Genomic DNA, 25,249 nt, shown 5'->3' on the forward strand with positions numbered 1-25,249 from the left:
TTGAAGCGGGTAGGGCGGGCGCGAAGAGTAAAGCGCGGCCCGGCCCCGTTTCCCGTGTTTACACCTGGCCCGCCCTATCCGTAAGCCCTTTTACTGGGTGCTTTTGACCGGATGATCGGGTTTTTTATCGTTGCCGGCGATAAAGGGACTCCAGGGCTGCGCGCGCACCGGCCCTTCGGTTTGCCATACCACGTTAAACTGGCCGTCGGACTCGATCTCGCCAATCATCACCGGTTTATGCAGATGGTGATTGGTCTGATCCATGGTCAGGGTAAAGCCGGACGGTGCGGCGAAGGTTTGCCCGGCCATCGCCGCGCGCACCTTATCCACATCGGTGGACTTGGCCTTCTCCACCGCCTGCGCCCACATATGGATGCCGACATAGGTGGCTTCCATCGGGTCGTTGGTGACCACGGTATCGGCGTTGGGCAGATGGTGGGACTTGGCGTAGGCTTTCCATTGCGCGACGAATTTCTTATTGGTGGGATTATCCACCGACTGGAAATAGTTCCAGGCCGCCAGATTGCCGACCAGCGGTTTGGTGTCGATGCCGCGCAGTTCCTCCTCGCCCACCGAAAAGGCTATTACCGGCACATCGGTCGCCTTGATGCCCTGGTTGGCCAGCTCTTTATAAAAAGGAACGTTGGAATCGCCGTTGATGGTGGAAATCACCGCGGTTTTACCGCCGGCGGAGAATTTCTTGATATTGGCCACGATGGTCTGGTAATCGCTATATCCGAACGGGGTATAGACTTCCTCGATATCTTTATCCGCCACGCCCTTGGAATGCAGGAAGGCCCGCAGAATTTTATTGGTCGTACGCGGATAAACATAATCGGTGCCGAGCAGGAAGAAGCGCTTGGCGCCGCCGCCGTCATCGCTCATCAGGTATTCCACCGCCGGGATAGCCTGTTGGTTGGGGGCCGCGCCGGTATAAAACACGTTGGGCGACATTTCCTCGCCTTCATATTGCACCGGGTAAAACAGCAGGCCGTTCAGCTCCTCAAATACCGGCAACACCGATTTGCGCGAGACCGAGGTCCAGCAGCCGAACACCACCGCCACCTTGTCCTGGGTCAGCAACTGCCGGGCCTTTTCCGCGAACAAGGGCCAGTTCGACGCCGGATCAACCACGACCGGCTCCAGCTTTTTACCCAGCACCCCACCCTGGGCATTGATTTCGTCAATGGTCATCAGCGCCACGTCTTTTAACGGCGTTTCCGAGATAGCCATGGTGCCGGATAAGGAATGCATCACGCCGACTTTAATCGTGTCGGCAGCCAGCGCCCCCCAGCTGATCCCCATGCCGATAACCGTGGCGGAGAGGGCGAAGGCTTTCAGTAATTTACGTCGTTGCATGCAATTCACTCCTGAATTTATGAGGATTAACAATGGCCGGCGGGACAGAATGGTTCAAAGCAATCCCCGTGCCAGTTGCGGCGTCGCGGCCCGGCGGCGTTTGCCCGGCTTTTCCCGCGCCGGCGGCGGCGCCTTGCACCAAATACGGGCGCGCGTGCGGCATGGCGGGGCGCCTGGCGCCTTTTCAGGCTGATCACGCACGTTCAGGATTATTTCAGGGCGGCAGGGATCGCCAAAACCGTGCAGAGTCCTTTCTTAGCGACCTTGCGCGCGCATGCCGCGGAGCGAAGGCAAGACGTGCGCGGGGTTTGCGCGCTTCGCTCAATTTATAGCCATGTCACTGGCGCGTTTCATAAGGGAAGCTAAACTGAAAAGGCTATTCGATAACCGATAATTTTCTTATTTCCGCAATGCCGTTATTGATTGAGAGGTGAAAAATGGCCGATTTACATGACAATTATCTGGACTGGCTGCGTGATGCCCATGCCATGGAAGAACAGGCCGAAAGCATGCTGAAACGCATGGCGGGGCGTCTTGAGCACTACCCGGCGCTGGAGGCCCGCATTAAACAGCATATTGATGAAACCATCGAGCAGCAGCGTCTGGTGGAAAGCGTTATTAAACGTTATGATTCATCCAGTTCGACATTTAAGGATATGGCGGGCAAAGTGGCGGCCATGGGCCAGGCGATGGGCGGCATGTTTGCCAGCGATGAAGTGATCAAAGGCGGCATTAGCGGCTATACCTTCGAAAATTTTGAAATTGCCTCCTATACCGCGCTTATCGCCGCGGCGCAGGCGGTGGGCGATACCGAAGGGCAACGTATTTTCACGCAGATCCTGGAACAGGAGAAAGCGATGGCCGCCTGGCTGCTGGAACATCTGCCGGAAACCACCCGGCAATTCCTGGCGCGTTCGCAGGCGCCGCATACGGAAGCTAAAAAATAATGGCTTATCCGGCACGATAACGGCCTTAGGCACGGGCAATTATTGCCGGCGTAACCCATACTGCGCTTACGGCGCGGCGCATCGGGTCCCGAAGAATTGTTTTCGCCACTCATCGGGACAACCGGGCCGGAATATTCCAGGCGTCGCGCCGTAAAATACGCTCTTTATGTTGGTTAAAATGCAAAAAACCCGGCAATAAATACCGGGTTTTTGCGCTGATGATATTTACTCAACCTTAAACGAGCCTATTAATGCTATGACCATACAGGGTGAAATGTATTATAAAAATACTTACCTTGTTAACATGCTGATATGGGTTATTTTTTACCGGCATCCGTATTTACTTTAACACTGGCCAGCTTGGATAATTTGATGTCGGTATCTTTTTCTTCCTGCAGCGTTTCGGCCAGCAGGGTTTTAGCCTCGGTATACCCCAGCAGCCCCGCCAGGGTGGCTAACGTGCCGTAGGTGGCGATTTCATAATGTTCAACTTTTTGCGCCGCGGCAATAAGACCTGCATCACGTACCGGGCCTTTTTCAACCTCGTCGATAATTTCCTGGCCTTCTTCCACTAATCCTTCCATTGCCATGCATTTCATACGCTTAATCTTGATATTCGGTGTGACTTCCACCAGTTTATCAATACGCTCGATTTGCCCATGCGTTTGTTCCAGATGAAGCTTAAAGCCATCAATCAGCTGAGGATCGGTAGCGGCCCGGGCCATTTTCGGCAAAGCGCGGGTGATTTGCTTTTCAGCGCTGTATACATCTGAAAGGGCATGGATAAAGAGGTCTTCAAGAGTCTTGATATTCATCGGGCTCACCATCACGTTGTTAGGATTATAGGTATAATCAGCGATGTTAACTTAGTCGGCTGATAATAATAAGCCTAGTATACCGTTGCGAATTAGACAAACCATGAGCGGCGGCCATGGCGATATTTTATATAAAAGTTTATTGTTGCGATTAATATCAAAAGGTTGGCGGGAACAGCCGCATATTATAGGGCTTGTGCGGCGGTAAAAATGGGCGGCATTTATCAGATTAAATTCCCTGGATAAAATACAGAAATGTTCTACCCGATATGCCGGGGTATTAATGCGGCGCGGGTGTTATAAACGACAACAATAAAGGCATAGCGCAGGCATCTTTGCCGCGAGGGGACCGGAAACAACTGGTCGGTCCCCGCGCAACCGCGGGGCCGCCCGCTAAAATAATTCGCCCAACGCCGCGGGGGTGAAATCCGCCATATTCCCCGTATCGCCGGCGCGCACCTTGGCCGCCCAGTGCGGGTCGCTTATCAACGCACGCCCGACCGCTATCAGGTCAAACTCATTGCGCTCCAGCCGCCCGATGAGATTATCCAATCCGACCGGGCTGGCGTTTTCCCCACTAAAGCTGCCGATAAAATCCCCGGACAAACCCACGGAACCCACGCTGATGGTGGCGGCGCCGGTCAATTTTTTCGCCCAGCCGGCGAAGTTAAGCCCGTTTTCCCCATCCTGCTCCGGGAATTCAGGTTGCCAGAAACGCCGTTGCGAGCAGTGCAGCACGTCGGCGCCCGCTTCCACCAGCGGTACCAGCCAATCGGCCATCGCGTCCGGGGTGGTCGCCAGCCTGGCGGCATAATCCTGCTGTTTCCACTGGCTGACGCGCAGGATAATCGGATATTCAGGCCCGACCGCCGCGCGCATTTCCTTTAATACCTCGGCGGCAAAACGGGCGCGCTCTTTAATGGTGGCACCGCCGAAACGATCCGTACGCCGGTTGGTGCCGGACCAGAAGAACTGATCGATGAGATAGCCATGGGCGCCGTGGATCTCAAAAGTATCGAAACCCAGCCGCTTGGCATCGGCAGCCGCCCGGGCATAGGCGGCAAGGGTATCGGCAATGGCCTCGTCGCTCATGATCTCGCCGCGGGGCATATCCGGCGCCGCCAGGCCTGAAGGACTCTCCACCGGCACATCGGGCACCCATTCGGTCTGGAAACTGGCCACCGCGCCCACATGCCACAGCTGCGGTCCCATTTTACCGCCGGCGGCGTGGACTTCATCGATTACCCGTTGCCAGCCGGCCAGCGCGTCCTGGCCATGGAAAAACGGCACGTTCGGATCGTTCCTGGCCGCCGGCCGGTCGATTGCCGTACCTTCCGACAGGATCAGCCCCACATCGGCTTCGGCGCGGCGGCGGTAGTAGGCGGCTACGTTATCCCCCGGCACTCCGTCAGGTGAAAACGAGCGGGTCATGGGGGCCATGACGATACGGTTTTTCAATACCAGCGATTTTATTCGCAAAGGCTGGAACAGGATATCGACTTGCGGTGCGCGCATACAGATCATCTCCGGTTAACGTGAAGCTTTTGATGGTATATTATGTATACTGCGAGTCAATCAGGCACTTTGACGCTACCAGGTAGCCAAAAGGAAACCACCATGTCGGAAGTTGAAGACACCGCCATCCGCTATGCCGGCGACAGCGCCGTGCCGGGAGAGCACTGTCCGGTTTTTTCCGCGGCGCATTGCCCAAGCCGCATGCTCCTCGACCAGATTGCGGATAAGTGGTCGGTGCTGATCCTGGCCGCCCTGTGCGCCGGGCCGTTGCGTTTCAACGTTATCAAACGCCGTCTTGATGGTATTACGCAAAAGGCGCTGACCCAGAGTTTGCGGCGTCTGGAGCGCTACGGCATCGTGGCGCGGCGCGTTATTACCGCCTCGCCCATCGCGGTGGAGTATCAAATCACGCCCCTGGGCCATACGCTGAAACAGCCTTTCCAGGCGCTGCACCAATGGACGGTGGAGTACCTGCCCGAAGTGGAGCGCGCGCGGGCCACGTTCGATCATAATAGCTAATACGCGCCGCCGCAGGGCGGATTGATAACATCTTCATGCGCGCGTCTGTTCAGGACGGCGGCGTGAGAGACAGCGGTATCTTGCTGGGCATTCCGCTGATTTCGCGCGTCAGCCGGGGCACCAGATAGCCGGAAACCTTGGTGGATAGCGTACTGACAATGCGCCTGGCTTCGTCGTCGCCCACCATAAAATGCGCCGCGCCCGCGACCTTATCCAGCGCAAAAAGATAGTAGGGCAGGATACCGGCGTTAAACAGCCGGTTGCTTAACGCCGCCAGGATATCGGCGCTGTCATTGACGCCGCGCAGCAGGACGCTCTGGTTAAGCAGCGTCACCCCGGCGTTGCGCAGCCTGCCCATGGCGCCGTCAACGTCGGCGTCGATCTCATTGGCATGGTTGATATGCGTCACCATAATCGCCTGCAGCCGCGAAGCGGCCAGCATCCGGCATAATTGCTCCGTAATGCGCGCCGGTATCACCACCGCCAGCCTGCTGTGGATGCGCAGGCGCCGGATATGGGGAATGGCCTGGAGTTCGTCGGCCAGCCAGGCCAGTTCATGATCCCTGGCCATCAGCGGATCGCCGCCGGAAAAGATAATTTCATCGATCTGCGGATGCGCCCGGATATAGGCTAAGGCGTTACGCCAGTTAGCCTTGTTACCGCTGTTTTCCGGGTAGGGGAAATGGCGGCGAAAGCAATACCGGCAGTTGATGGCGCAGCCGCCTTTCACCAGCAACAGCGCCCGGTTGCGGTATTTATGCAACAGCCCCGGCATCACGCAGTCATGCTCGCCGAGCGGGTCGGCGACATAGCCCGGCGTGACGATAAATTCGTCCGCCGCGGTGATAACCTGCCGCAGCAAGGGGTCGTGTTCATTACCCTTTTCCATGCGGTTGACAAAACCGCGTGGCACCCGCAGCGGGAAAAGACGGCGCGCCGGCCGGCCTTGCCGCAGACGGGGATTATCGCTTAGCCCCAGTAATGATAATAATTCATCAGGATCCGAAATAACCTCGGATAATTGTTTTTGCCAGTCGTCCGCGGAAGATATGGCCTTAAAAGGTCTATTCACTGTTTTTTCTTTATATGTAAGCTAACGATTTATTAGTTATTGTAATTAATGAATTGGGTTAATTAACGGATGGCCGCGAAAAAAATCCCCGCATGGGTTATATCACCGCGCCATAACGGTTCAAGATGGCCCGGCCACTACGGCGGTGACCGCGTTTTTCAGCGTGGGGATAAGTCATGGCCGGCCATCTTAATTTTCTTTTAGATTAACGTGTTTTTTTAACGATGGAAAGTCGTCTTTATTAGCGGATGAGATGAACCCACGCCAAACTATAGGAATTTGGTTCAAAATATGCAGCAATATAAATTCCTATTTATTTACGACTGGGCTTTATGGGCGCCGGCGACATCGCCGCGCGTATACGGCTTATCGGCGACGCGGGCGTGGCCAGGCCTGCCTGATGATATGCCGGTAAAACGCCGGGTAGGAATCGCTGTAATAACGCAGGTCCCCCTTAATTTGCCGGTGCACCCGCGCCAGTTGTTCCATGGGTAATGAGGGGAAGCGGTGGTGTTCAACGTGATAATTATTGCCGTTGGTATACCAGCTGATCAGCGGATGGGCCTGGATGGTGCGGGTATTGTCGCAAACCCGCACGCTGGACTTATCGCAGCCGTAATGTTCGGGTAATTCTATTAAGCTATGGATGGGGGCGGCGAAAAACAGCAGGGGAAGCAGCCAGCACTGGATAAAAATATCACTGCCGGCCGCCAGCGATGCGCCGGCGGCGGTAAAAAAAATCCCGCCCATCAGAAGATATTCGTTGCGCAGGATGTGGGGGTTACTGGTCGCGATTTTTACCGGAAAGGGACGTCTTTTTACGGCGTGGATAAACTTCATTAATTGTGAATAAAAATGATTTAACATAAAAAAAATGCTAATCCTATCCCACAGCCGCGGCGGGGAGCGTAGATCGTGTTTAAAAAATTCCTCGTCATCCGCCCGGCCGAGCGCCCGGTGATGAAACAGATGACTGTCGCGATAGGCTGAATATGAGACCAGCATCGGCAATCCCAGCAGAAATCCGGCGCCATGATTGGCTTTTCTGGAGCGGAAACCGGTATGGTGCAGCGCCTGATGCTGCAATTCCACGCCATGGGCAAATCCCATCCCCAGCAGCAATTGCAGGAGCAGCCGGATGGGCCAGCGGTCCACGGACACAATGCCGTAAACGCATAAGCCTAACCAGCAGGCCCATAATGAGAACTTCGCTGAATAAATAATAAACCATTTAATAGGCTTGCTTTTATACTCTCTTAATATTGCATGCGATATTGCGTTTTTATCCATAAAACGTTTCCCCCGGCGATCACGGATGTTATTAAATGACAAAATAACATCAGAAATAATTTAAAATATTAAACAGGCAGCGATATGAGGACGAGAATACGGTTGCCAGAAGTTATATAACAATATATATTCGCCGGCTGTCAATACGCTATGATGAAAATGATTTAGCATGACTGATTGATAAAAAGTTAATTTTATTTAAATATAATAAAATTATAAAAATAATATTTATACGTGGCTATGCCGCCGTGAGTCACGGCGGGGTGAGATAAACGCGGCGGGAGAGGGATATTAGCCGGCGGCCACGGATTTATGACTCTTTTTTCGGAATAATGGTGATTTTGCCGTTTTGCTCCAAAATGGCATAACGAATCTGGTCCAGGTCCAGGATGCCGTCCGATTTGCGCGCGCTGGTCAGCAGATCGTCATGGGAAATCTTGGTCCGCTTGAGGCGCAGCTCCAGCACCTTGCCGTCATCCACCAGCAGCAGCGGCGGCCCGTCGGCGGCCAGCCAGACAATATGGTATTTATCCTTCAGCCAGGAAAGCACCAAATCAAGGCTTATCAGGGTAACGATGGAAATCGTGGCGCCGATCACCGAAAAATCCTCGCCCAGGATCGCCTGTTGGCAGGCTTCGCTGATAATCAGCAGCAAAATAAAATCGAAACTGTTCATTTCAAGCAACGTGCGTCTGCCCGATATGCGAAAGACCACGATCAGGATCAGGTAAATAAAGGCCGCTCTTAATACCATATCCATGATGTTCTCCCTAAGGATAAACTAATTGGTTAAACGTTATTTTTTCATTATCGGAAAGTGCGATGGTATTGGTGAAGTAGCCCATTTTATTTGGTTTTAGGGTGACGTAAATACTGTGCCAGCCGTCTTTTTTGGCGATCGGCTGGGTTAATGTCAGGGCGTTATCGTTGATAATCGAAACATCGGGGGTGGGTTGGATAAACTCGATATCGTAATTATCGAGGATATCGCCGCGCAGGACGGCGGTAAGCTGGTTTTCTTTATTGATTTTTATGCGGATTATAAAATGAGTCTCCGTGCTGTTACGGGCGAAGCGGTCATATTCAAGGATCATATTGCCCCCGGCTGATTGCGCGGATGCATTGCTGAGTACGCCTTGGGAAAACAGTCCCAGGCAGGCCGCGGCAATAAAAATAAACAGCAGCACAAAGCCGAGATTCTGCATTCTCCAGGCGAAAAGCTGGAAGCGCATATTTTCCTTGACCGGATAATGCCTGCTGCGATAGTCGTCGGGTAAGTGGTCGTTATCCATTTCCGTTACCTCGAAAGCCGATAGATAAAGAAGATAGCCAGGTTACCTGCTCGTTTAACCTTCTGAAAAGTATAGGCGTAAAAAAATAACGGCGGCTGAAAATAACGCATGCGGGCGAGACGCGCGCGGCGCGGCAGGGCCCGTCGGCCGGCGCCAGACGGCGGAAAACGTATGGGGATCACATTTTTCCAAGCCGGTGGCGATAAAAGAGGAATGGGATATGAATCACGCTTTGCGCCAACCCGGCATCGCGGTAGGATATGCCGGTGCAGCAGTGGTTTTTCCGGGTATGTGCGGCGGGTTACGGATTCACGTCCGCCGCGTGCCTGTCGATATCTTTTATAAGGATACCAGAATGGTCAATATCAAAGAGTTTATGCGTGTTTTTAAAGAAAAATTGACGCACCAGCATAACGTTGCCCCGCGTGATCCGGATATTGCCTCTTTGATTAGCGCCTTGGGCGAGCAGGAAAACATTGTGGATGTCGATGCCTGTATTACCCGGCTGCGGGTTAAGGTCAAGGATCTGGGCAAGGTCAATACCGGCCAGATCCAGCATCTGGGCGCGCTCGGCGTCGTGGTTATCGGCCAGGAGGTGCAGGCTATCTTCGGCCGCCAGTCCGATAACCTGCGCCGTGAGCTGGCGGAACGCTTCGGCCTGGAAAGCAGCCAGGAAAAGTAAGCCCCGCTTTCACCCCTTCATATTCCCGCGCGGCGGCGGGCGGGACGTTGCCCCACGCAGGCCTAGCGGCGCGGACGCTGTAACAGCGCCAGCGCCGTCAGCATGACCACCATGCTTAACAGCATGGCGATACTGGCCATGGCCATGCCGTCGCCTACCGAACCTTGCTCGAACTGGCGCCAGATAAATACCGATACCGTTTGCACCCCGGGCGGCGCCAGCAACAGCGAGGTCACCAGTTCCCTGGACGCTACGGCAAATACCATCAGCATCGCGGCCAGCAGCGCGGGAAATACCAGCGGCAGCACGATATAGCGCAATGCCCGCGCGGCGCTGGCGCCGTGCACCCTGGCCGCCGGCTCCAGGCTGGATCCGAGCTGGCGCAGCGCGGCTCCCGTATAGCGCACCGGGTAAGGCAACAGCAGGCAACTGTAGGCCAGCAGCAGGATAACCCAACTATCATAAGGCGTTACCGGCCAGAAACGCCGGTTCCAGGCCAGGATCAGGCCGACGCCCACCACCACGCCCGGCAGCGCGGCCGGCAGCAGCGACAGCGCGTCGATACAGGCCGTGGCGCGGCCTCGGGTGCTGTTGATAAGCCAGGCCACCATCAATCCCACCAGACCGGTAAACAGCGCGGTGCCGAGCGCCAGGCCCAGGCTGGTGGCCAGTGCGTCGGCCGCCTCGCCGTGCTGCGCGAAGAGATTGCCGAAATGGCGCAGCGTCAGGTTGGCCGGCGTCAGTCCGCCGGATACCGTGGCGGAAAACGCGGTGGCCAGCATGGCGGCCACCGGGGCCGCCACCGCCAGGCCGGCGATCAGGCCGAACAGCACCACCACCGGCCAGCGCCATACGCCGAGCGGCCGCGAGGCGATAGCCGCCGGTTTTCCGCCGGTGATGGCCACGTCACGGCCGCCGGACAGGGTGCGCTGGATGCCGTACGCCGCCAGCGCCAGCGCCACCAGTAATAACGAAAGCAGCGATGCCGAGGTTAAATCAATGGGCCAGTCCGCCAGGCGCCGCTCGATGCCGACGGTCAGCATCGGCGCACCGGCGCGCATGCCCAGGGCGGCGGGCACGCCGTATTCCTCGATGGCCAGGGTAAACGCCAGCAGCAGGCCGGCGAAAATGGCCGGCAGCGCCAGCGGCAGGGTGACCAGGCAAAACGCCCGCCACGGCCCCGCGCCGTGTACCCGCGCCACGTCCGCCAGACGGTGGCCGCCCGCGGCCATGGCGCGCGACACCGCAAAATAGACCACCGGGAAAATCGTCAGCGTCATGACCAGCACCATGCCGGCGCGGCTGAACAGGAGCCGATCCAATTGCAGGCCGGTCAGTTGCTCAAGGTAACCGCGCCGCTGCAACGCCAGCATCCAGGATAAGCCGGCGATATAGGGCGGCGTCAGGAACGGCACCAGGATCAGCACATCCCAGACCCGCGCCAGCGGCACGGCAAACAACCCGCGCAGCGCGCCCAGGGGAATGCCCAGCAGGGCGCAGGCCAGCGCCACGCCCAGGCCGGTTTGCAGCGTGCCGCCGAGCAGCGCGGGCACCTGCGGGTCCCGCCACAGGGCCGGGACCGCGCCAAACGCATGCGCCAGCGAGCCGGCGGCCAACTGGGGAAAAATGGCCTGCAGCAGCACAAACAGCGCCGGCAGCGCCACCAGCACCAGTAATGCCGCCAGGGTCAGCAGCGGCAGGAAAAAAGCGCGCATCGCAAAGCCTAGCGCTGGCCGAACAGTTTGGCGAACCGGTCGAGCACCTTGTCACGCGTGGCGGGCTGGGCGCCCTGCGCCGGCAGCAGCCGCAAATCGCTGAACAGCGGACGTTTGGCGCTGATATCGCTGCGCGCGGGCATCAGCCAGGCTTCTGCCACCAGCTGTTGCCCCTCCGGGGAGAGCGCATAATCGATAAAAGCCCTGGCCTGATCGGGCTGCGGGCTGGTTTTCAGGATCATCATCGGACGCGGGGCGATCACCGTGCCGCTGGAGGGAAAAATCACTTTCACCGACTCGCCTTCCTGCACGCTGTTATAGGCGACATAGTCAACCGCGCCGAACACCGCCGCCCTGGCGCCCTGCAGTACCGGCGTCAGCGCCTGGGCATTGGGCCCGGCGATAATCATTCCGTTGTCCTTTAACTGTCCGAACAATGTCCAGGCTTTCTCGCCCAGGGCATTTTGCAGGCCCATCAGCAAATCCAGTGAGGCGCCGGACAGCGCCGGATCGGGGGTGGTCACCTTATCCCTGAATGCCGGCTGCGCCAGGTCCTGCCAGTCATGCGGCTCCGGCGTACCGCTGGCGCTGTTCCAGACGATACCGAGGGCGGAGATGCCCTGCGCCACATAATAGCCGGTTTTAAACTGCGCCGGCACGCTGGCGGCGTTCGGGCTGCCGTAGGCCAGCAGCCATCCCCGTTGTTGCAGTTCTTCCGCGGTATCCCATGAAGCGGAAATCAGGACATCGGCGCGCGGGTTGGCCTGTTCGGCCTCCAGGCGGGCCATGACTTTACCGGTGGTGGCCTGAAAAACATCGACCTTGGTCCCCGATTGCCGCTCATAGCCGGCCGCCAGCTTTTTGGCCAGGGAGCCGGGACCGGCGGTATAGAGGGTCAGCGCCCGGGCGTCGGCGGCCATAAGGGTGGCGGCGGCAATCATGATGGATAAAGCTCCTGTGCTGATACGGCTTAATAAACGGTGGGTGGTCTGCTGCATGTGTTTTCCCCGGTTCAAGTGGCGTGATAATTGACGATGCGCCCCTGCGCCATATGCGCGATATGCTGGGCAAGCTGTTGCGCTTCACCGCGATCGTGGGTGACGTAAACGGCGGTAATGCTGAGCTGCCGGAGCAGGCGGGCCATTTCGCCGCATAACGTTTCGCGCAGTTCGCGGTCGAGATTCGATAGCGGTTCGTCGAACAGCAGGACCCGGGGCTCGGCCACGATGGCCCGGGCCAGGGCCACCCGCTGCTGCTGGCCGCCGGACAGCTCCGACGGCTTGCGTCCGGCGAAGGCGGCCAGGCCGACCCGCTCCAGCGCGTTGTCGACCCGCAGCCGGCGTTCGGCGCGGGCCACCCGGCGCATGCGCAGCGGGAAAGCGACATTTTGCGCCACGCTCATATGCGGCCACAGGGCATAGTCCTGGAACACCATGCCGATATCGCGTTGTTCGGGAAGAATACAGACGCTATGGCTCGCCATCAGCCGCGGGCCGAAATGGATCTCGCCGCGCGCGGGCTGCAGCAGGCCGGCCAGTAATTTCAGCAGAGTGCTTTTACCGCATCCCGAGGGTCCGAGCAGGGCCAGGGTCGTGCCCGCGGGCACATGCAGATGGATATCCTCTAATACGCGCTTGCCGCCAAACTGATGGCTGAGTCCGCTGATGACGATTGGCGTGCCGTCGTTAGCGCCGAGGTTGCGCATGTCGGGCCCCCGGGCGAAACGTCAGGCAAACGGCCGGCGCGCGGCGGCTGGCGGCGGGGATGCTACGGCAATGGCGCTTGGGGGAAAATAGGGCGCGGGACAAACCTTCCGGCGCTGACCGTCGACCGGAAGTTCGCCCCTGCGCTAAGGACAGGCGGGCGTACATAGTATTATCCTCTTTGGGACTTTATCTTCGCTGGAGTATAGAGAGGGAATATGACGGTTTTATTGCCGCAACGGTAAAAACGCCATCCAGGCTTTATCGTTGCGGCCGATAAACGGCAGGGTCCGGCCGGGCTACAGTTTTACCGCCAGATCGCGAATGTGTATCGGTAATTCAGTGCGCAGCGAGCGGTTGGCGGCAATGCCGGTCAGGATGGACATGGCGCCGTCGCGGTAGCTGGCCGCGCGTTTCAGCGGGTCCGGCGCCGGCGCGCCGAACACATCCGCCAGCATAACCTTATCGCCGCCGCCGTGGCCGCCGGCCAGGAAATCCACCGGGACGTCATAGGGCGCGGCGAACAACGGAAATACCCGTATAGAGCAGCTCTCAATAGCGCCTTCCAGCTCTTTTTCGCCGCCGCTGTTTACATAAGACGTTTCCACCAGTTTCATCTCCAGCCGGCCCCGGCTGCCGTTGAACACCACGTTCAGCCCTTCCCACGGCAGGTAGGCGTTCAGGGAATAGGTCATGATGGCCTTGTTTTTATAGCGCACCATCACGCCCATGACATCCTCGATACTGATGCCGTCGTCGAAAACGCTTTTGTCGCGATAATAGCCGTCCTCATGTTCGGCGTTGAGGTAAAGCTCGCGCAGCGGTTCGCTTTGATCCATGTGCAGGGCGAAGGGATCTTCGGCCGCCGCCTCGCTCCCGAAGGCGCGGGAATAAAATTGCCCCACCCCCCGGCTTTCGGCGTTATCCTTGCCATAAAAACGCAGATCTCCCTGGGCATACACCGTTTCCGGCTCGCTGTTCAGCCAAAAGTTGACCAGGTCGAAATGGTGGGTGGATTTATGCACCAGCAAGCCGCCGCTGTTGCGTTTATCACGGTGCCAGCGGCGGAAATAATCGGCGCCGTGCCGGGTATTCAGCAGCCACTCGAAATGCACCGAAAACACCTCGCCGATAGCGCCGGCGGCAAGCAGTTCGCGGATTTTGCTGTGATGCGGGGCATAGCGGTAGTTAAAGGTCACGCGCAGGCTCTTGCCGGTACGGTTAATGGCGTCGATAATCGCCTGGCATTTTTCCTCGTCGATGGTCATCGGTTTTTCGCTGATAACATCGCACCCCAATTCCATGGCGCGCACGATATAACGATGGTGGGTGCGATCGATAGAGGTGACGATGACGGTATCCGGCCGGGTTTCGGTTATCATGCGATCAAACTCCAGCGCGGTATACATCGGCACGCCGTCGTGGCCCGCCGCGCCGATTAACCGGTTGGCGTATTCCATTCGCGTGCGGTTGGTATCGCAAAAGGCGACAAACGCGCCCCGGGTGCGATATTCCCCGGCGATAGCCTGCAGATAAAGTCCAGCCCGGCCGCCGGTGCCGACCAATGCATATTTTTTCATGTTATCGTTCTCCCGTATTCCTGGTATTACAGTACATGAGGTCTTGTCTTCTGGTGATTCAACGCTGGAAGTCCGGCCTGTTGACAGGCTAAAGCGGATGCTTTATACCCGCTGGACCGGCCTTGCTGTCTTCGCGCCGCTTGATTAGGGAAAATACCGTGCCGCAACGTCTGCTGGAAATTAACTCCCCGCTTATCTGGCACTGGCCGCATTTCCTGGAAATGGCGGCGGTGATGGAAAAATACCGCTTCACCGGCCTGGTGATTCACCAGCAAAATATCCTGGCGCTGCTGGCCCCGCCCCCGGCCCATTACCAGGGCGCGGATAAAGCCAATCTGCAGCATGAATGGGAAGGCGCGTTGCTCTACCTGCGGCGCGTGAGCGCCTATTGCCGGGCGCGGCGGCTGACGGTGTGGCTGCAGGGCGAGGCCTTTCCGCAGGACGGCCGCATCGAGCATAAATTTCCCGAACTGTCCCTGGCGGACGACGCCGGCCAGGGGGAAAAATTCCTGTATTATTTTTATACCGACGTGGTCAGCGCGTCGCTTGCGCAACTGCCGCTGTTTGACGGACTGATCCTCAGCCTGCAAACGCCGGCGTTTAATGAAACGCAGTGGCACGCGCCGCTGCAATCCCTTCACCTGCAGCTGCGGCGGCAAAATAAAAAACTGGTGCTGCGTGATTACACCGATGACAGCTGGCCCCGCCGGCAGTTGCAGCAAACGCTGGCGCGGCTGCCGCCCGATGTGCGCGCTTCGCTGAAGGCCACGGCGGTGGACTATCGCCCCGGCTTTGCCAATAATCCGGCCATCGGCGCTTTTGAACAGCGCAAAATATGGCTTGATATTGATTTGTGGGGCATTGATTACGGCTGGACCCTGCTGCCCTGCCTGCTGATTGATGAAATCCAGGGCCGGCTGGGGTGGGTGCAAGCGGTGGTTGGCGAGCGGCTGGAGGCCGTCAGCGTGCGTATCAGCTGGGAATGGGTCAACAACGGCTCGCTCCTGGACTCGGTCAATGAAAGCAATCTTTATGGCCTGGCGCGCATGATAAGCGGCGCGCCGCCGGTCGCCGCGGCCACGTTGTTCGACGACTGGCTCGAGACCCGCGGGGTGCGCCCGCCGGACAGCCTCCAGCGCCAGAAACTGCGGCAGCTGTTTTTTACCAGCTATGACTGGATGTGCAAGGCGCCTTATCTGCTGGGGCGGATAATGCATCGCCACAGCCAGATCCCGCAGGATATGGATGACGCGCTGCGGCTGATCCACTCCGACGCCCGCGGCGCCAACTGGAGCCAGTCTTTCCAGCCGCTGTTTCCGGCTGACGATAACGCCGCGGGCCTGGCGCAGCGGGAGCTTAGCCGTCTTGAACGGCAGCAGGCGGAGTTCCTGGCCCGTCATCTGCGGCATATGGCACAGGCGCTTTTGCAGGAAGCCGCTTTGCCGGCCGCCTGGACACGTGACCTGGCGGCGGCCTGGGAACGGGCGGACTGGTATTCGCGCCTGTTCGGCCACGTCCGGCAACTGATCGAGCTGCACTGGTTTATCCATCAATACGGCTGCAGCCGCGCGCTGCGCGCCGAGCTGGATGATGCCGTCGCCGCCGCGGAGCGCTGCGCGGAAAAAACCGATCGCTGGCTTGACGAGAGCGCCGATGCCCATCCCTTTTGCCTCCGCATGATGATGAATCCGGCCCGGCTGTATGCCCTGGCGCATCCGGGGCGTTGATATTGCCCCGACGTGAAGAGGCTAAACGCCTGGCGGGATAAAACCTACCGGCATAATGTCGCTGCCGGCCCGTGCGCCAGGATAAATGGGAAAAATGTGAGGGAGTTCATAAAGTGTTGTGCGTAAATGTGACGATAATCACGCGCGGCGGCGGCAGCAAGGTGATGTCGGCCCGTTAACAGGGGATAAAGCGTGCGCTGGATCACAACCACGCTAAAGGCGCGGAAAACCCGGCCCGTGCCGGCAGAGGCGGTAGCTCCCCGTCGTTGCGCGCCGCGCCGGCGGCGGCAAGAAAGGTCGCGCGTCCTCAGGGCCGCGCCGCAGGGGGATCAAGCCGCCAGCCGCTATCCGCCCAGGTAAATACCATCGGCACCGGCGAAGGCGGGTAGTCGTCATCGGCAAGCAAATGGACCGAGAGCGTCGTGTCGCGATCCGTTAACCGGTTGGTGGCATACAGGATGCGCAGATTGACATCGGCGTCGCGGGGCAGGCGGCGATCGTTGCGTTCCCACTGGGTAATAAAGGCTATTTCCACGCCCAGTTCATGGCCGAGCGACTGGCGGGATAAATTCATCTCATGACGCAGGAAACGCATTTCAGACGACACCAGGGGACCGCGGCGGTTAATTAACTCCAGGGCGATTAAACGATGCAAATCCGCCCCATCCTGAATGGCGGTAGATGTTCTTGTTCCAGTATCTTTATGCTTATAACCGTTAGTTAGCCAGACATTTGATAGTCCACAATCTATATATCGAAACATAAATTTTCCTTGTAATAGAGCATCCTGGTTACTTATGACTTATAAACAAAGATAGTTCTCTTGGCAATACCCGGATAATTCATTGATACATGGCATTTAATAGAAAAGGGATGATATAAAAATAATTTTTTAAATTCAGTGAGCGCTGGGGAAGTATTGTCATTAAAGGGGATAAAGAACCCAAAAACGGCGGTCGCGGTTGTTGCCAATGGGAGGGTATTGTAATTATTTTCATTAATTAAATTATAATTACCTCATAAGCTAATTTGTGCCGGGCCGGACGCCGCGCGATGACCGGCGCTTTGCGTGACGGCAACGAGGTTTTTGCCGGCGCCGGGATGCCATAATCTAAAATAAAACGGCATTTCATTTTATTGAATAGTGATGCCGGTTTCTTTATCATAACGCCAGGCGGTCAGGTCGCCAGGCTGGCCGCCAAGCGAAGACCGCAGGACATCAACGCATTCTCGCCTCATCCTTTTCACTGACTACGGATAACGCTTTTATGAAAATCGCACTGATTAACGAAAACAGCCAGGCTGCTAAAAATGAGCTTATCGCCGCCACCCTGACCAAGGTGGTCGAGCCGTTGGGTCACCAGGTGTTTAACTACGGCATGTATTCCGCCGACGATAAGGCGACGCTGACCTACGTTCAGAACGGCATCCTGGCCGCGATATTGCTGAACTCCGGCGCGGCGGATTATGTCGTGACGGGCTGCGGAACCGGCGCCGGCGCCATGCTGGCCTGCAATTCCTTCCCGGGGGTGATTTGCGGCCTGGCCATCGATCCCGCCGACGGCTATATGTTTGCCCAGATAAACGACGGCAATGCCATCTCCCTGCCGTTTGCCAAGGGATTCGGCTGGGGCGCGGAGCTGAACCTGCAGTATATTTTCGAAAAGCTGTTTGAAACCGCCGGCGGCCAGGGGTATCCCAAGGAGCGCGTGGTGCCGGAACAGCGGAATAAAAAGATCCTGGATGCGGTGAAAGCGGTGAGCTATCGCGATTTGCTGTCCATCCTGGCCGATCTCGATCAGGATTTGCTGAAGGGCGCCGTCGCCGGGGCTAAATTCAAGGAATATTTCTTTGCCAACTGCCGGGATAAAGCCATTGCCGGCTATATCGAAACACTGGTAGCGTAACGACAGCCCGCCCATCCGGGGCGGGCCGCGGGCGAAATCCGCCTGAAAACGCTTATCCAGGCCCGGGGCTTGACGACATGCAGATAAAAGAGATTCCCTTCGGCACCACGGATTGGTCGCGCGTGGACCCCACGCACCATGCCGGCGCGCGCGGGGAAGCCATCTGGCGTACCTGTCATTTCGGCGATATCCGCGTGCGTATGGTGGAATATTCCGCCGGTTACCTGGCCGATCACTGGTGTGTCAAAGGGCATATCCTGTTGTGCCTCACCGGCGAGTTGCATACCGAACTGGCGGACGGGCGTATTTTTACTCTGACGCCGGGCAACAGTTACCAGGTGGCGGATAATGCGGAAGCGCACCGGTCCTATACCGACCGGGGCGCCACCCTGTTTATCGTCGACTGACGGCGCGGGCCGCGTTATCGCGCGTCAATCAGCGGACCGGTGCTATCCCGATCCACCAGCGTAAAACCGACATCCATGGCCACGGGCGGTGCGCCGTTGGGGTCTTTTAACCGCTCGAGCAAGGCCGCCGCCGCGCGCTGGCCGATATGCGCGCCGTCGATTTTAACCGTCGACAGCGCCGGAAAGGTATGGGCGGCAAAATTCATATCGCCGAACCCCATTACCGCGATGTGGCCGGGTATGGCGATCCCCCGGCTGGCGGCCTCGGTCAAGACGCCGTGCGCCAGGGTATCCGAGGTGCACACCAGGATAAGCGGCCGTCGTATCCCGGCGGATGCGGCCTGGGCCGCCGCCGGGCGTTGCAGCAGATGCAGTAGGTTTACCAGGCCTTGCCGCCCCTGTTCCAGAGTGGGCAAACCGTGGAACGTCTGGCGGTCGAGCGGGGCGATGCCCTGCTGGGCCAGCTGGCGGATAAAACTGTTGCTGCGCCGCATGCCGCGCGGGTCGTCTACCTCAATCAGGGCAAAATCGCGGTAGCCCTGCGCCAGCAGGTGCTGCGCTTCACGCTGGCCTATGGTCTCATGGGAAAACCCCACCAGCATATCAATGGGATCGTCGGTCATGTCCCAGGTTTCCACCACCGGGATGCCGGTGGCGCGCAGGCGTTTGCGGCTGACCTCGGTATGGATGGTGCCGGTGAGGATAATGCCGTCGGGGCGGCGGCTGAGCACCACTTCCAGCAGTTCCTGCTCCTGGGCGGCCTGATAGCCGGAAATGCCCAGCAATACCTGGTAATTTGCCTGCGCCAGCCTGGCGGCGATGGCCTGGAAGGTGTCGGCGAATATCGGGTTGGTGAGCATGGGCACGACCACCGCCACCAGGCGCGTGCGATTGGACGCCAGCGAACCAGCGATCTGGTTGCGTACGTAGCCGGTTTCTTCGATCACCCGCAGTACCTTGAGCCGGGTGGCGTCCTTGACCTGATTGGGCTGGTTCATCACTCGGGAGACGGTAATTGGCGCCACGCCGGCGAGTTTAGCCACATCAAAGAGGGTTACGCCGTGGGTGGAGCGCGCGGTGACGGGGCGGGGGTTTTTAGGCTTGGGCATGATATGGCTCGGCAAGGAGAACGCCGACAATGCTACAACGGCGCGGGGATACGAGCAAATCAAAGCGACCCGCCGGGGCGATTATGCCGTGCGGTGTGTCGCGCGCTTTTCTTCCACCCAGGTGTCGATGGACTGCCAGGGGATAAACACCGATACGCCCAGGCGTTTATTATAGGCTATCACCACGCCCACCACCGCGCCGTCATCGCCGTATACCGGCCCGCCGCTCATGCCCTGGACCACGCCGGAGGTGGAGGCGAAGGCGGGACAGCCGTCGTAATGATCCTGGTAGGAGGCAATGCCGCGCGATGATACCGGCAGCGTGCTCAGCGCCGAATAACCGTACATGCGTACATTTTCACCGGCCACCGCCGGGCGAAAATCCACCCGGCCCTTGCCGGCGCGAATCAGAGCGATATCACAGACCTCGTGGTAGGCCACCACGTCCATCATCATGATTTTGGCCACATGCCTGGCGGTGAGGCTGTAGCCGTCGCCGATGGGAAAGCTGGTGCCGACCGCGCCGGCCAGCGCCGGGATGCCGATAAAACGCATATCGGCTTTAGCGCGGGTGTCTTTATCAAAGCCATATTTTCCGTACGAGCAGCCGGTGAGTAAAAATAGTGCTGCCCATAGCGCGTGGGAGTGTTTTAACATAATTGATCCTGTCGTAATGTGTATGAAGGTAATTAATTAACTTTGGTTAAAAATGATATGCTTCTTCTATTTTATGGGTGAGGTGTTTTTATTTCCAGCGGCGCAGGGTGACGGGTTATATCAGGGCGCGGATAATTAAATACCTATAAAATAATTACCGTTATAATACATTATCAGGGCGTTGATGTAATGGGTGTGTGGTTTTTTTTGGCGAATATTTATTATGCTTAGATCATTATTAATATATCCTCATTAATCCAAAGGGGCGTTTTAGGCGCGCGCTGCGATCGGGTTTAGGCGGCGGGGGAAGCGGCATTGCCTTATGGGGTATAAGATTAGGTGAAAAAGTGCTTTCACGCGGTGGTGATTTATGGTTATAACAGTACAACTGTCATATACAGTCGGTAGGGTAGCGTTTCAGGGTTAACCGGCCCTGGAAGGTCAGGCTTCTTGTCCACAGCCAGGAGAATCGAGATGATTGTCGATCGTTTAAAGCGTCTGTTTGTCACCCAGCCTGAAGAGCCGGTCAGCGATATGTTTACCGGATCCGAGACGGATGCCCTGTTTAGCGCCATGGGCTGCGAGAATATGCCGGTGTATATCCCGGCCGACGTTTGGCAGCGGGTGAGCGATATGGAATACCGGATCCATTCTGATCACGCGCAGCGGATCTAGCCTGCCGTATTTTCCCTTGCACACGTCTGCTTTGAGATGGGTGTTGGCGGGCATACCGCGCCATGGGGCCTCGGTCGGGCGGGAAAAGCACGCCCGATTCGACCCCATCGGCACGCTCTCCCTTGAACACGTCTGCGTTGAGTTCGGCGTTGGCGGGCATACCGTGCCATGGGGCGCTCGGTCGGGCGGGAAAAGCACGCCCGATTCGACCCCATCGGCACGCTCTCCCTTGAACATGTCTGCTTTGAGATGGGTGTTGGCGGGCATACCGCGCCATGGGGCCTCGGTCGGGCGGGGAAACCACGCCCGATTCGACCCCATTGGCACGCTCTCCCTTGAACACGTCTGCGTTGAGTTCGGTGTTGGCGGGCCTACCGTGCCATGGGGCGCTCGGTCGGGCGGGAAAAGCACGCCCGATTCGACCCCATCGGCACGCTCTCCCTTGAACACGTCTGCGTTGAGTTCGGTGTTGGCGGGCCTACCGTGCCATGGGGCGCTCGGTCGGGCGGGAAAAGCACGCCCGATTCAACCCCATTGGCACGGTCTCCCTTTAACACGTCTGCATTGAGTTCGGTGTTGGCGGGCATACCGTGCCATGGGGCGCTCGGTCGGGCGGGAAAAGCACGCCCGATTCGACCCCATCGGCACGCTCTCCCTTGAACACGTCTGCGTTGAGTTCGGCGTTGGCGGGCATACCGCGCCATGGGGCCTCGGTCGGGCGGGGAAACCACGCCCGATTCGACCCCATTGGCACGCTCTCCCTTGAACATGTCTGCTTTGAGATGGGTGTTGGCGGGCATACCGCGCCATGGGGCGCTCGGTCGGGCGGGAAAAGCACGCCCGATTCAACCCCATTGGCAGGCTCTCCCTTGAACACGTCTGCTTTGAGATAAGTGTTGGCGGGAGGCGGTTTCAGGCGCGGTTAGAAAATCGCTTGATACAGTTGTTCAATATCGGCAATCGAGGCGGCGCGGGGATTGCCGCCGGTGCAAACATCCGCGAAGGCCGCTTTGGCCAGTTGCGCGATATCTTCTTTTTTCACGCCCAGATCCCGCAGCGACGCGGGAATGCCCACATCATGACACAGCTGTTTGACCGCATTGATGGCGGCGGCGCGCGCCTGGGCGATATCCATGGTCTTCGCCGCTTCAACGCCCATCGCCACGGCGATATGGCGGAATTTTTCCCCGGTGTGCGCCGCGTTATAGGCCATGATGGTGGGCAGCAGTACCGCGTTCGCCACCCCATGCGGCGTATCATAAAACGCGCCCAGCGGATGTGCCATGCCATGCACCAGCCCAAGGCCGACATTGGAAAATCCCATGCCGGCGACATATTGACCCAGCGCCATATCCTCTACGCCACGCGCGTTGCCTTGTACGGAATCACGCAGGGACCGCGCAATGATTTCTATGGCCTTGAGATGGAACATATCGGTGAGTTCCCACGCCGCGAGGGTGGTATAGCCTTCTATGGCATGGGTCAGGGCGTCAATGCCGGTGGCGGCTTTCAGGCTGGCGGGCATGCTGGCCATCATATCGGGGTCGATAATCGCCACCAGCGGAATATCATGCGGATCAACACAGACAAATTTGCGCCGGTTTTCCCGATCGGTGATAACATAATTGATGGTGACCTCGGCAGCGGTGCCGGCGGTGGTGGGCACCGCCAGGATCGGCACACAGGGTTTTTTGGTGGCCGCGACGCCTTCCAGGCTGCGGACATCGGCAAATTCGGGATTATTGATGATAATGCCGATGGCCTTGCAGGTATCCTGCGGCGACCCGCCGCCAATGGCTATCAGATAATCCGCCCCGGCGGCCTTAAAAGCGGCAACGCCTTTATGGACTATCTCTATGGTGGGGTTCGCCACCACCTCATCATAAATCTGGAAGGGCAGTCCGGCATGTTTAAGGAGATCGGTTACGCGGGTGGCCACTTCAAAGCGGATGAGATCTTTATCGGTAACCACCAGGGCTTTGTGGTAGCCGCGGGTGCGCGCTTCGTCAATGATATGGGTGATGGCGCCTTTACCGAAATAAGAGGTTTGATTAAGGATCATTCTATTAGCCATAATAAATAACCTTTGTTATAGCGGAGGGTAAGTTAATATTTTCACCTGTGGTCGTGGACGACAAGTATTATTAAATGCTTCACTTCACATTAACGGTGAATTAAAAAAAGCATCAGGAATAATGAAATATTTTTTACCTGGAAATATATTGGCTTTGTTATTAATGCTAAATGCCGGGAGCGAATGTAATTATCCTGTTATTGGCGGGGAGGGGGTGTTCCCGCGCGCGCGCGGCGGCCGGTTTACGCGGCGGTGGACGCCTGGGCGTTACGATAATTCCGAATATGGCCGTGAAACGGGCTAACCAGCTAATTTCACCGGCTAATTTGCCTCCCCGGCCCCAGCTTATGGCGTGAGTGGCTATAGTTATAAATCAGCTACGGGTTATGCTAAGGCTGACCGTGGCCAGTTTAGCCGGATGGCGTATAAAAATGGAGAGTTAACCTATGATTACACGCTCTTTCAGGTGGGCCTGGAGAAGATTTCTAACCATGGGCATGTCGCTGGGTACCGCGTCAGGCCGGGTTTTTTCAACGGCGCTGGCAAAAAAAAATAAATATAATATCAATGTACGCCAGGGACCGGATGCCTTATTGGGGCAGTTGTACATCGATGTGCAGACGGCAAAATTATTTTCCGATCAGAAGACCTTTGCCGATGCGGTGCCGCGCCGTACCCCGGCGGCCATATTGTCCGATTATCAGGCGAAAAAGCGGCGCAAGAACTTCAAATTGCGGACGTTTGTCGAGAAAAATTTTATATTCCCCACCGACCGGGTGAAATATGTGCCGCCTAACGGGCAAACCCTGCGCGAGCATATCACCACCCTGTGGCCGGTGCTGACCCGCAATACCTCCACCGTGAGGCCCTATGATTCGCTGCTGCCGCTGCCGAAGGACTACGTCGTGCCGGGCGGACGCTTTCGCGAAGTCTATTATTGGGACAGTTATTTTACCATGCTCGGCCTGGCCGAATGCGATAAGTGGGAGCTGGTGGTGGATATGACCGATAATTTCTCCCATGAAATCGATACCTATGGGCGCATTCCCAACGGTAACCGCAGTTATTACCTGAGCCGCTCGCAGCCGCCGTTTTTTGCCCTGATGGTGGATTTGCTGGCGAGCAGGGAAGGGGACGGCATCTATCAAAACTATTTGCCGCAGCTGAAAAAAGAATACCAGTACTGGATGGAGGGAGGCGACGCGCTGGAGAACGGCGCCGCCGCCGAACGGGTGGTGCGCATGAAAGACGGCGCGCTGCTTAACCGTTATTGGGATGATCTGGATACGCCGCGCACCGAGTCCTATATGGACGATATCGTGACCGCCAGCGAGGCCACGGATCGCCCGGCGGGGGAGGTATACCGGGACCTGCGGGCTGGGGCGGCATCGGGGTGGGATTTCAGCTCGCGCTGGTTCGATGATCCGCTGGCGCTGTCGTCTATCCGCACGACGTCCATCCTGCCGGTGGATCTGAACGCGCTGCTCTTCCATCTGGAGCAGACGCTCGCCAAGGCCAGCCTGCTGAGCGGCAACCATGATGCCGCCAGCTATTACAGCCAGCGGGCGGAGCGCCGTAAGCAGGCGATTAACCTGCACCTGTGGAACGAGGAGGGCGGGTATTACGCCGACTTCGACTGGCGCCAGGATAAGCTGCGCGATCAGCTGACCGCCGCCATGGTTTTCCCCTTGTATAACAAGGTAGCGCCGCTGGAGCGCGCCACCCGCACCGCCCAGACGATACGCGATCAGCTGCTCAAACAGGGCGGGCTGATTACCACCACCAATGTTTCCGGCCAGCAATGGGACGCGCCGAACGGCTGGGCGCCGCTGCAATGGGTCGCGGTGGAGGGGTTGCGCAATTATGGTCTTGACGAGCTGGCGGAAGATATTGCCACCCGTTTCCTGGGCAACGTGCAGCGGCTGTTCAACAATCAGCATAAGCTGGTGGAGAAATACGTGGTGGAAGGCAGCGGCCTCGGCGGAGGCGGGGGCGGCGAGTATCCGCTGCAGGACGGTTTTGGCTGGACCAACGGCGTCACCCTTAAGCTGCTGGATATGTATAACGACAAGATGCCGGACTATACGGATACCGCCAGCCAGGCTGAGGCCACGCTGGAACCGGCCGCCGCCGTCGGCGCCTGATAACGCCCGGTTCCCTGCAAGCCGGCGGGGAAGGTGGCGCGACCGAAGCGCCGCCTTGGG

At 57.8% G+C, this 25,249-nt stretch carries 23 protein-coding genes; 8 read left to right on the forward strand and 15 right to left on the reverse strand.

The genetic code is table 11. The features are described 5' to 3' along the window. Nucleotides 1-90: 90 nt before the first annotated feature. The gene (gene urtA, locus ACL2XG_RS21635) at nucleotides 91-1,359 is read right to left on the reverse strand and encodes an urea ABC transporter substrate-binding protein (protein WP_413721289.1); all 1,269 of its coding nucleotides are present in this window, start codon (nucleotides 1,357-1,359) and stop codon (nucleotides 91-93) included. A 437-nt stretch (nucleotides 1,360-1,796) separates the two neighbouring features. Here urtA and ACL2XG_RS21640 point away from each other — a divergent pair, with 437 nt between their 5' ends. After that, nucleotides 1,797-2,306: a ferritin-like domain-containing protein gene (locus tag ACL2XG_RS21640; protein ID WP_410013804.1), complete on the forward strand. Its 510-nt coding sequence runs from the start codon at nucleotides 1,797-1,799 to the stop codon at nucleotides 2,304-2,306. A gap of 317 nt (nucleotides 2,307-2,623) precedes the next feature. Here ACL2XG_RS21640 and ACL2XG_RS21645 read toward each other — a convergent pair whose 3' ends face one another. Together ACL2XG_RS21645 and ACL2XG_RS21650 are read right to left on the reverse strand one after the other, a co-directional pair. Next, nucleotides 2,624-3,121 carry a ferritin-like domain-containing protein gene (locus tag ACL2XG_RS21645; RefSeq protein ID WP_410013805.1) on the reverse strand — a complete coding sequence of 166 codons (498 nt, stop codon included), beginning with the start codon at nucleotides 3,119-3,121 and terminating at the stop codon, nucleotides 2,624-2,626. Nucleotides 3,122-3,514: 393 nt separating this feature from the next. Beyond that, nucleotides 3,515-4,636, reverse strand: coding sequence for an NADH:flavin oxidoreductase (locus ACL2XG_RS21650; protein WP_410013806.1), 1,122 nt, complete (start codon nucleotides 4,634-4,636; stop codon nucleotides 3,515-3,517). Between the two features lie 102 nt (nucleotides 4,637-4,738). Here ACL2XG_RS21650 and ACL2XG_RS21655 point away from each other — a divergent pair, with 102 nt between their 5' ends. Next, a complete protein-coding gene (locus tag ACL2XG_RS21655) occupies nucleotides 4,739-5,155 on the forward strand; it encodes a winged helix-turn-helix transcriptional regulator (protein ID WP_413721288.1) in 417 nt (138 codons plus the stop codon). A 49-nt stretch (nucleotides 5,156-5,204) separates the two neighbouring features. Here the strand turns inward: ACL2XG_RS21655 and epmB are convergent, their stop codons facing one another. From epmB to ACL2XG_RS21675, 4 genes are all read right to left on the reverse strand, one after another. Continuing rightward, nucleotides 5,205-6,227 carry an EF-P beta-lysylation protein EpmB gene (gene epmB / locus ACL2XG_RS21660; RefSeq protein WP_410013808.1) on the reverse strand — a complete coding sequence of 341 codons (1,023 nt, stop codon included), beginning with the start codon at nucleotides 6,225-6,227 and terminating at the stop codon, nucleotides 5,205-5,207. A gap of 366 nt (nucleotides 6,228-6,593) precedes the next feature. Next, nucleotides 6,594-7,382, reverse strand: coding sequence for a fatty acid desaturase family protein (locus tag ACL2XG_RS21665; RefSeq protein WP_410013809.1), 789 nt, complete (start codon nucleotides 7,380-7,382; stop codon nucleotides 6,594-6,596). A 445-nt stretch (nucleotides 7,383-7,827) separates the two neighbouring features. Continuing rightward, nucleotides 7,828-8,277, reverse strand: coding sequence for a DUF421 domain-containing protein (locus ACL2XG_RS21670; RefSeq protein WP_410013810.1), 450 nt, complete (start codon nucleotides 8,275-8,277; stop codon nucleotides 7,828-7,830). A 10-nt stretch (nucleotides 8,278-8,287) separates the two neighbouring features. Continuing rightward, the gene (locus tag ACL2XG_RS21675) at nucleotides 8,288-8,809 is read right to left on the reverse strand and encodes a hypothetical protein (protein ID WP_410013811.1); all 522 of its coding nucleotides are present in this window, start codon (nucleotides 8,807-8,809) and stop codon (nucleotides 8,288-8,290) included. 355 nt (nucleotides 8,810-9,164) lie between these two features. Here ACL2XG_RS21675 and ACL2XG_RS21680 point away from each other — a divergent pair, with 355 nt between their 5' ends. Next, nucleotides 9,165-9,491 (forward strand): glucose PTS transporter subunit EIIB, encoded by a 327-nt coding sequence (locus tag ACL2XG_RS21680; protein WP_413721287.1) that lies wholly within the window; start codon nucleotides 9,165-9,167, stop codon nucleotides 9,489-9,491. Nucleotides 9,492-9,553: 62 nt separating this feature from the next. Here the strand turns inward: ACL2XG_RS21680 and ACL2XG_RS21685 are convergent, their stop codons facing one another. From ACL2XG_RS21685 to ACL2XG_RS21700, 4 genes are all read right to left on the reverse strand, one after another. Further along, a complete protein-coding gene (locus ACL2XG_RS21685) occupies nucleotides 9,554-11,206 on the reverse strand; it encodes an ABC transporter permease (protein WP_413721286.1) in 1,653 nt (550 codons plus the stop codon). A gap of 8 nt (nucleotides 11,207-11,214) precedes the next feature. After that, nucleotides 11,215-12,147, reverse strand: coding sequence for an ABC transporter substrate-binding protein (locus tag ACL2XG_RS21690; RefSeq protein WP_413723489.1), 933 nt, complete (start codon nucleotides 12,145-12,147; stop codon nucleotides 11,215-11,217). A 71-nt stretch (nucleotides 12,148-12,218) separates the two neighbouring features. Then, complete coding sequence (locus ACL2XG_RS21695; RefSeq protein WP_413721285.1) at nucleotides 12,219-12,911, reverse strand: ABC transporter ATP-binding protein; 693 nt, start codon at nucleotides 12,909-12,911, stop codon at nucleotides 12,219-12,221. Between the two features lie 297 nt (nucleotides 12,912-13,208). Then, nucleotides 13,209-14,489 (reverse strand): Gfo/Idh/MocA family protein, encoded by a 1,281-nt coding sequence (locus tag ACL2XG_RS21700; protein WP_413721284.1) that lies wholly within the window; start codon nucleotides 14,487-14,489, stop codon nucleotides 13,209-13,211. A gap of 158 nt (nucleotides 14,490-14,647) precedes the next feature. On the opposite strand from ACL2XG_RS21700, the gene ACL2XG_RS21705 reads away from it, so the two are divergent. Next, nucleotides 14,648-16,216 carry a hypothetical protein gene (locus ACL2XG_RS21705; protein WP_413721283.1) on the forward strand — a complete coding sequence of 523 codons (1,569 nt, stop codon included), beginning with the start codon at nucleotides 14,648-14,650 and terminating at the stop codon, nucleotides 16,214-16,216. Between the two features lie 307 nt (nucleotides 16,217-16,523). Here ACL2XG_RS21705 and ACL2XG_RS21710 read toward each other — a convergent pair whose 3' ends face one another. Beyond that, nucleotides 16,524-16,871 carry a helix-turn-helix domain-containing protein gene (locus ACL2XG_RS21710; protein ID WP_413721282.1) on the reverse strand — a complete coding sequence of 116 codons (348 nt, stop codon included), beginning with the start codon at nucleotides 16,869-16,871 and terminating at the stop codon, nucleotides 16,524-16,526. 613 nt (nucleotides 16,872-17,484) lie between these two features. On the opposite strand from ACL2XG_RS21710, the gene ACL2XG_RS21715 reads away from it, so the two are divergent. After that, on the forward strand, nucleotides 17,485-18,123 hold the full coding sequence (locus tag ACL2XG_RS21715; RefSeq protein ID WP_410013818.1) for an RpiB/LacA/LacB family sugar-phosphate isomerase: 639 nt from the start codon (nucleotides 17,485-17,487) through the stop codon (nucleotides 18,121-18,123). 77 nt (nucleotides 18,124-18,200) lie between these two features. Beyond that, nucleotides 18,201-18,530: a DHCW motif cupin fold protein gene (locus tag ACL2XG_RS21720; protein ID WP_413721281.1), complete on the forward strand. Its 330-nt coding sequence runs from the start codon at nucleotides 18,201-18,203 to the stop codon at nucleotides 18,528-18,530. 14 nt (nucleotides 18,531-18,544) lie between these two features. Here ACL2XG_RS21720 and ACL2XG_RS21725 read toward each other — a convergent pair whose 3' ends face one another. Beyond that, the gene (locus ACL2XG_RS21725; protein ID WP_413721280.1) at nucleotides 18,545-19,639 is read right to left on the reverse strand and encodes a LacI family DNA-binding transcriptional regulator; all 1,095 of its coding nucleotides are present in this window, start codon (nucleotides 19,637-19,639) and stop codon (nucleotides 18,545-18,547) included. Between the two features lie 81 nt (nucleotides 19,640-19,720). Next, nucleotides 19,721-20,296 (reverse strand): S1 family peptidase, encoded by a 576-nt coding sequence (locus ACL2XG_RS21730; protein WP_413721279.1) that lies wholly within the window; start codon nucleotides 20,294-20,296, stop codon nucleotides 19,721-19,723. A gap of 474 nt (nucleotides 20,297-20,770) precedes the next feature. Between ACL2XG_RS21730 and ACL2XG_RS21735 the strand changes: the two genes are divergently transcribed. Next, the gene (locus ACL2XG_RS21735; protein ID WP_410013822.1) at nucleotides 20,771-20,971 is read left to right on the forward strand and encodes a hypothetical protein; all 201 of its coding nucleotides are present in this window, start codon (nucleotides 20,771-20,773) and stop codon (nucleotides 20,969-20,971) included. A gap of 922 nt (nucleotides 20,972-21,893) precedes the next feature. Here the strand turns inward: ACL2XG_RS21735 and fucO are convergent. Further along, nucleotides 21,894-23,045 carry a lactaldehyde reductase gene (gene fucO, locus ACL2XG_RS21740; protein WP_413721278.1) on the reverse strand — a complete coding sequence of 384 codons (1,152 nt, stop codon included), beginning with the start codon at nucleotides 23,043-23,045 and terminating at the stop codon, nucleotides 21,894-21,896. A gap of 491 nt (nucleotides 23,046-23,536) precedes the next feature. Here fucO and treA point away from each other — a divergent pair, with 491 nt between their 5' ends. Then, nucleotides 23,537-25,189 (forward strand): alpha,alpha-trehalase TreA, encoded by a 1,653-nt coding sequence (gene treA, locus ACL2XG_RS21745; protein WP_410013824.1) that lies wholly within the window; start codon nucleotides 23,537-23,539, stop codon nucleotides 25,187-25,189. Nucleotides 25,190-25,249: the final 60 nt, after the last annotated feature.

Origin of the sequence: Sodalis sp. RH24, assembly GCF_047324145.1 — a bacterium.
Taxonomy (GTDB): domain Bacteria; phylum Pseudomonadota; class Gammaproteobacteria; order Enterobacterales; family Enterobacteriaceae; genus Acerihabitans.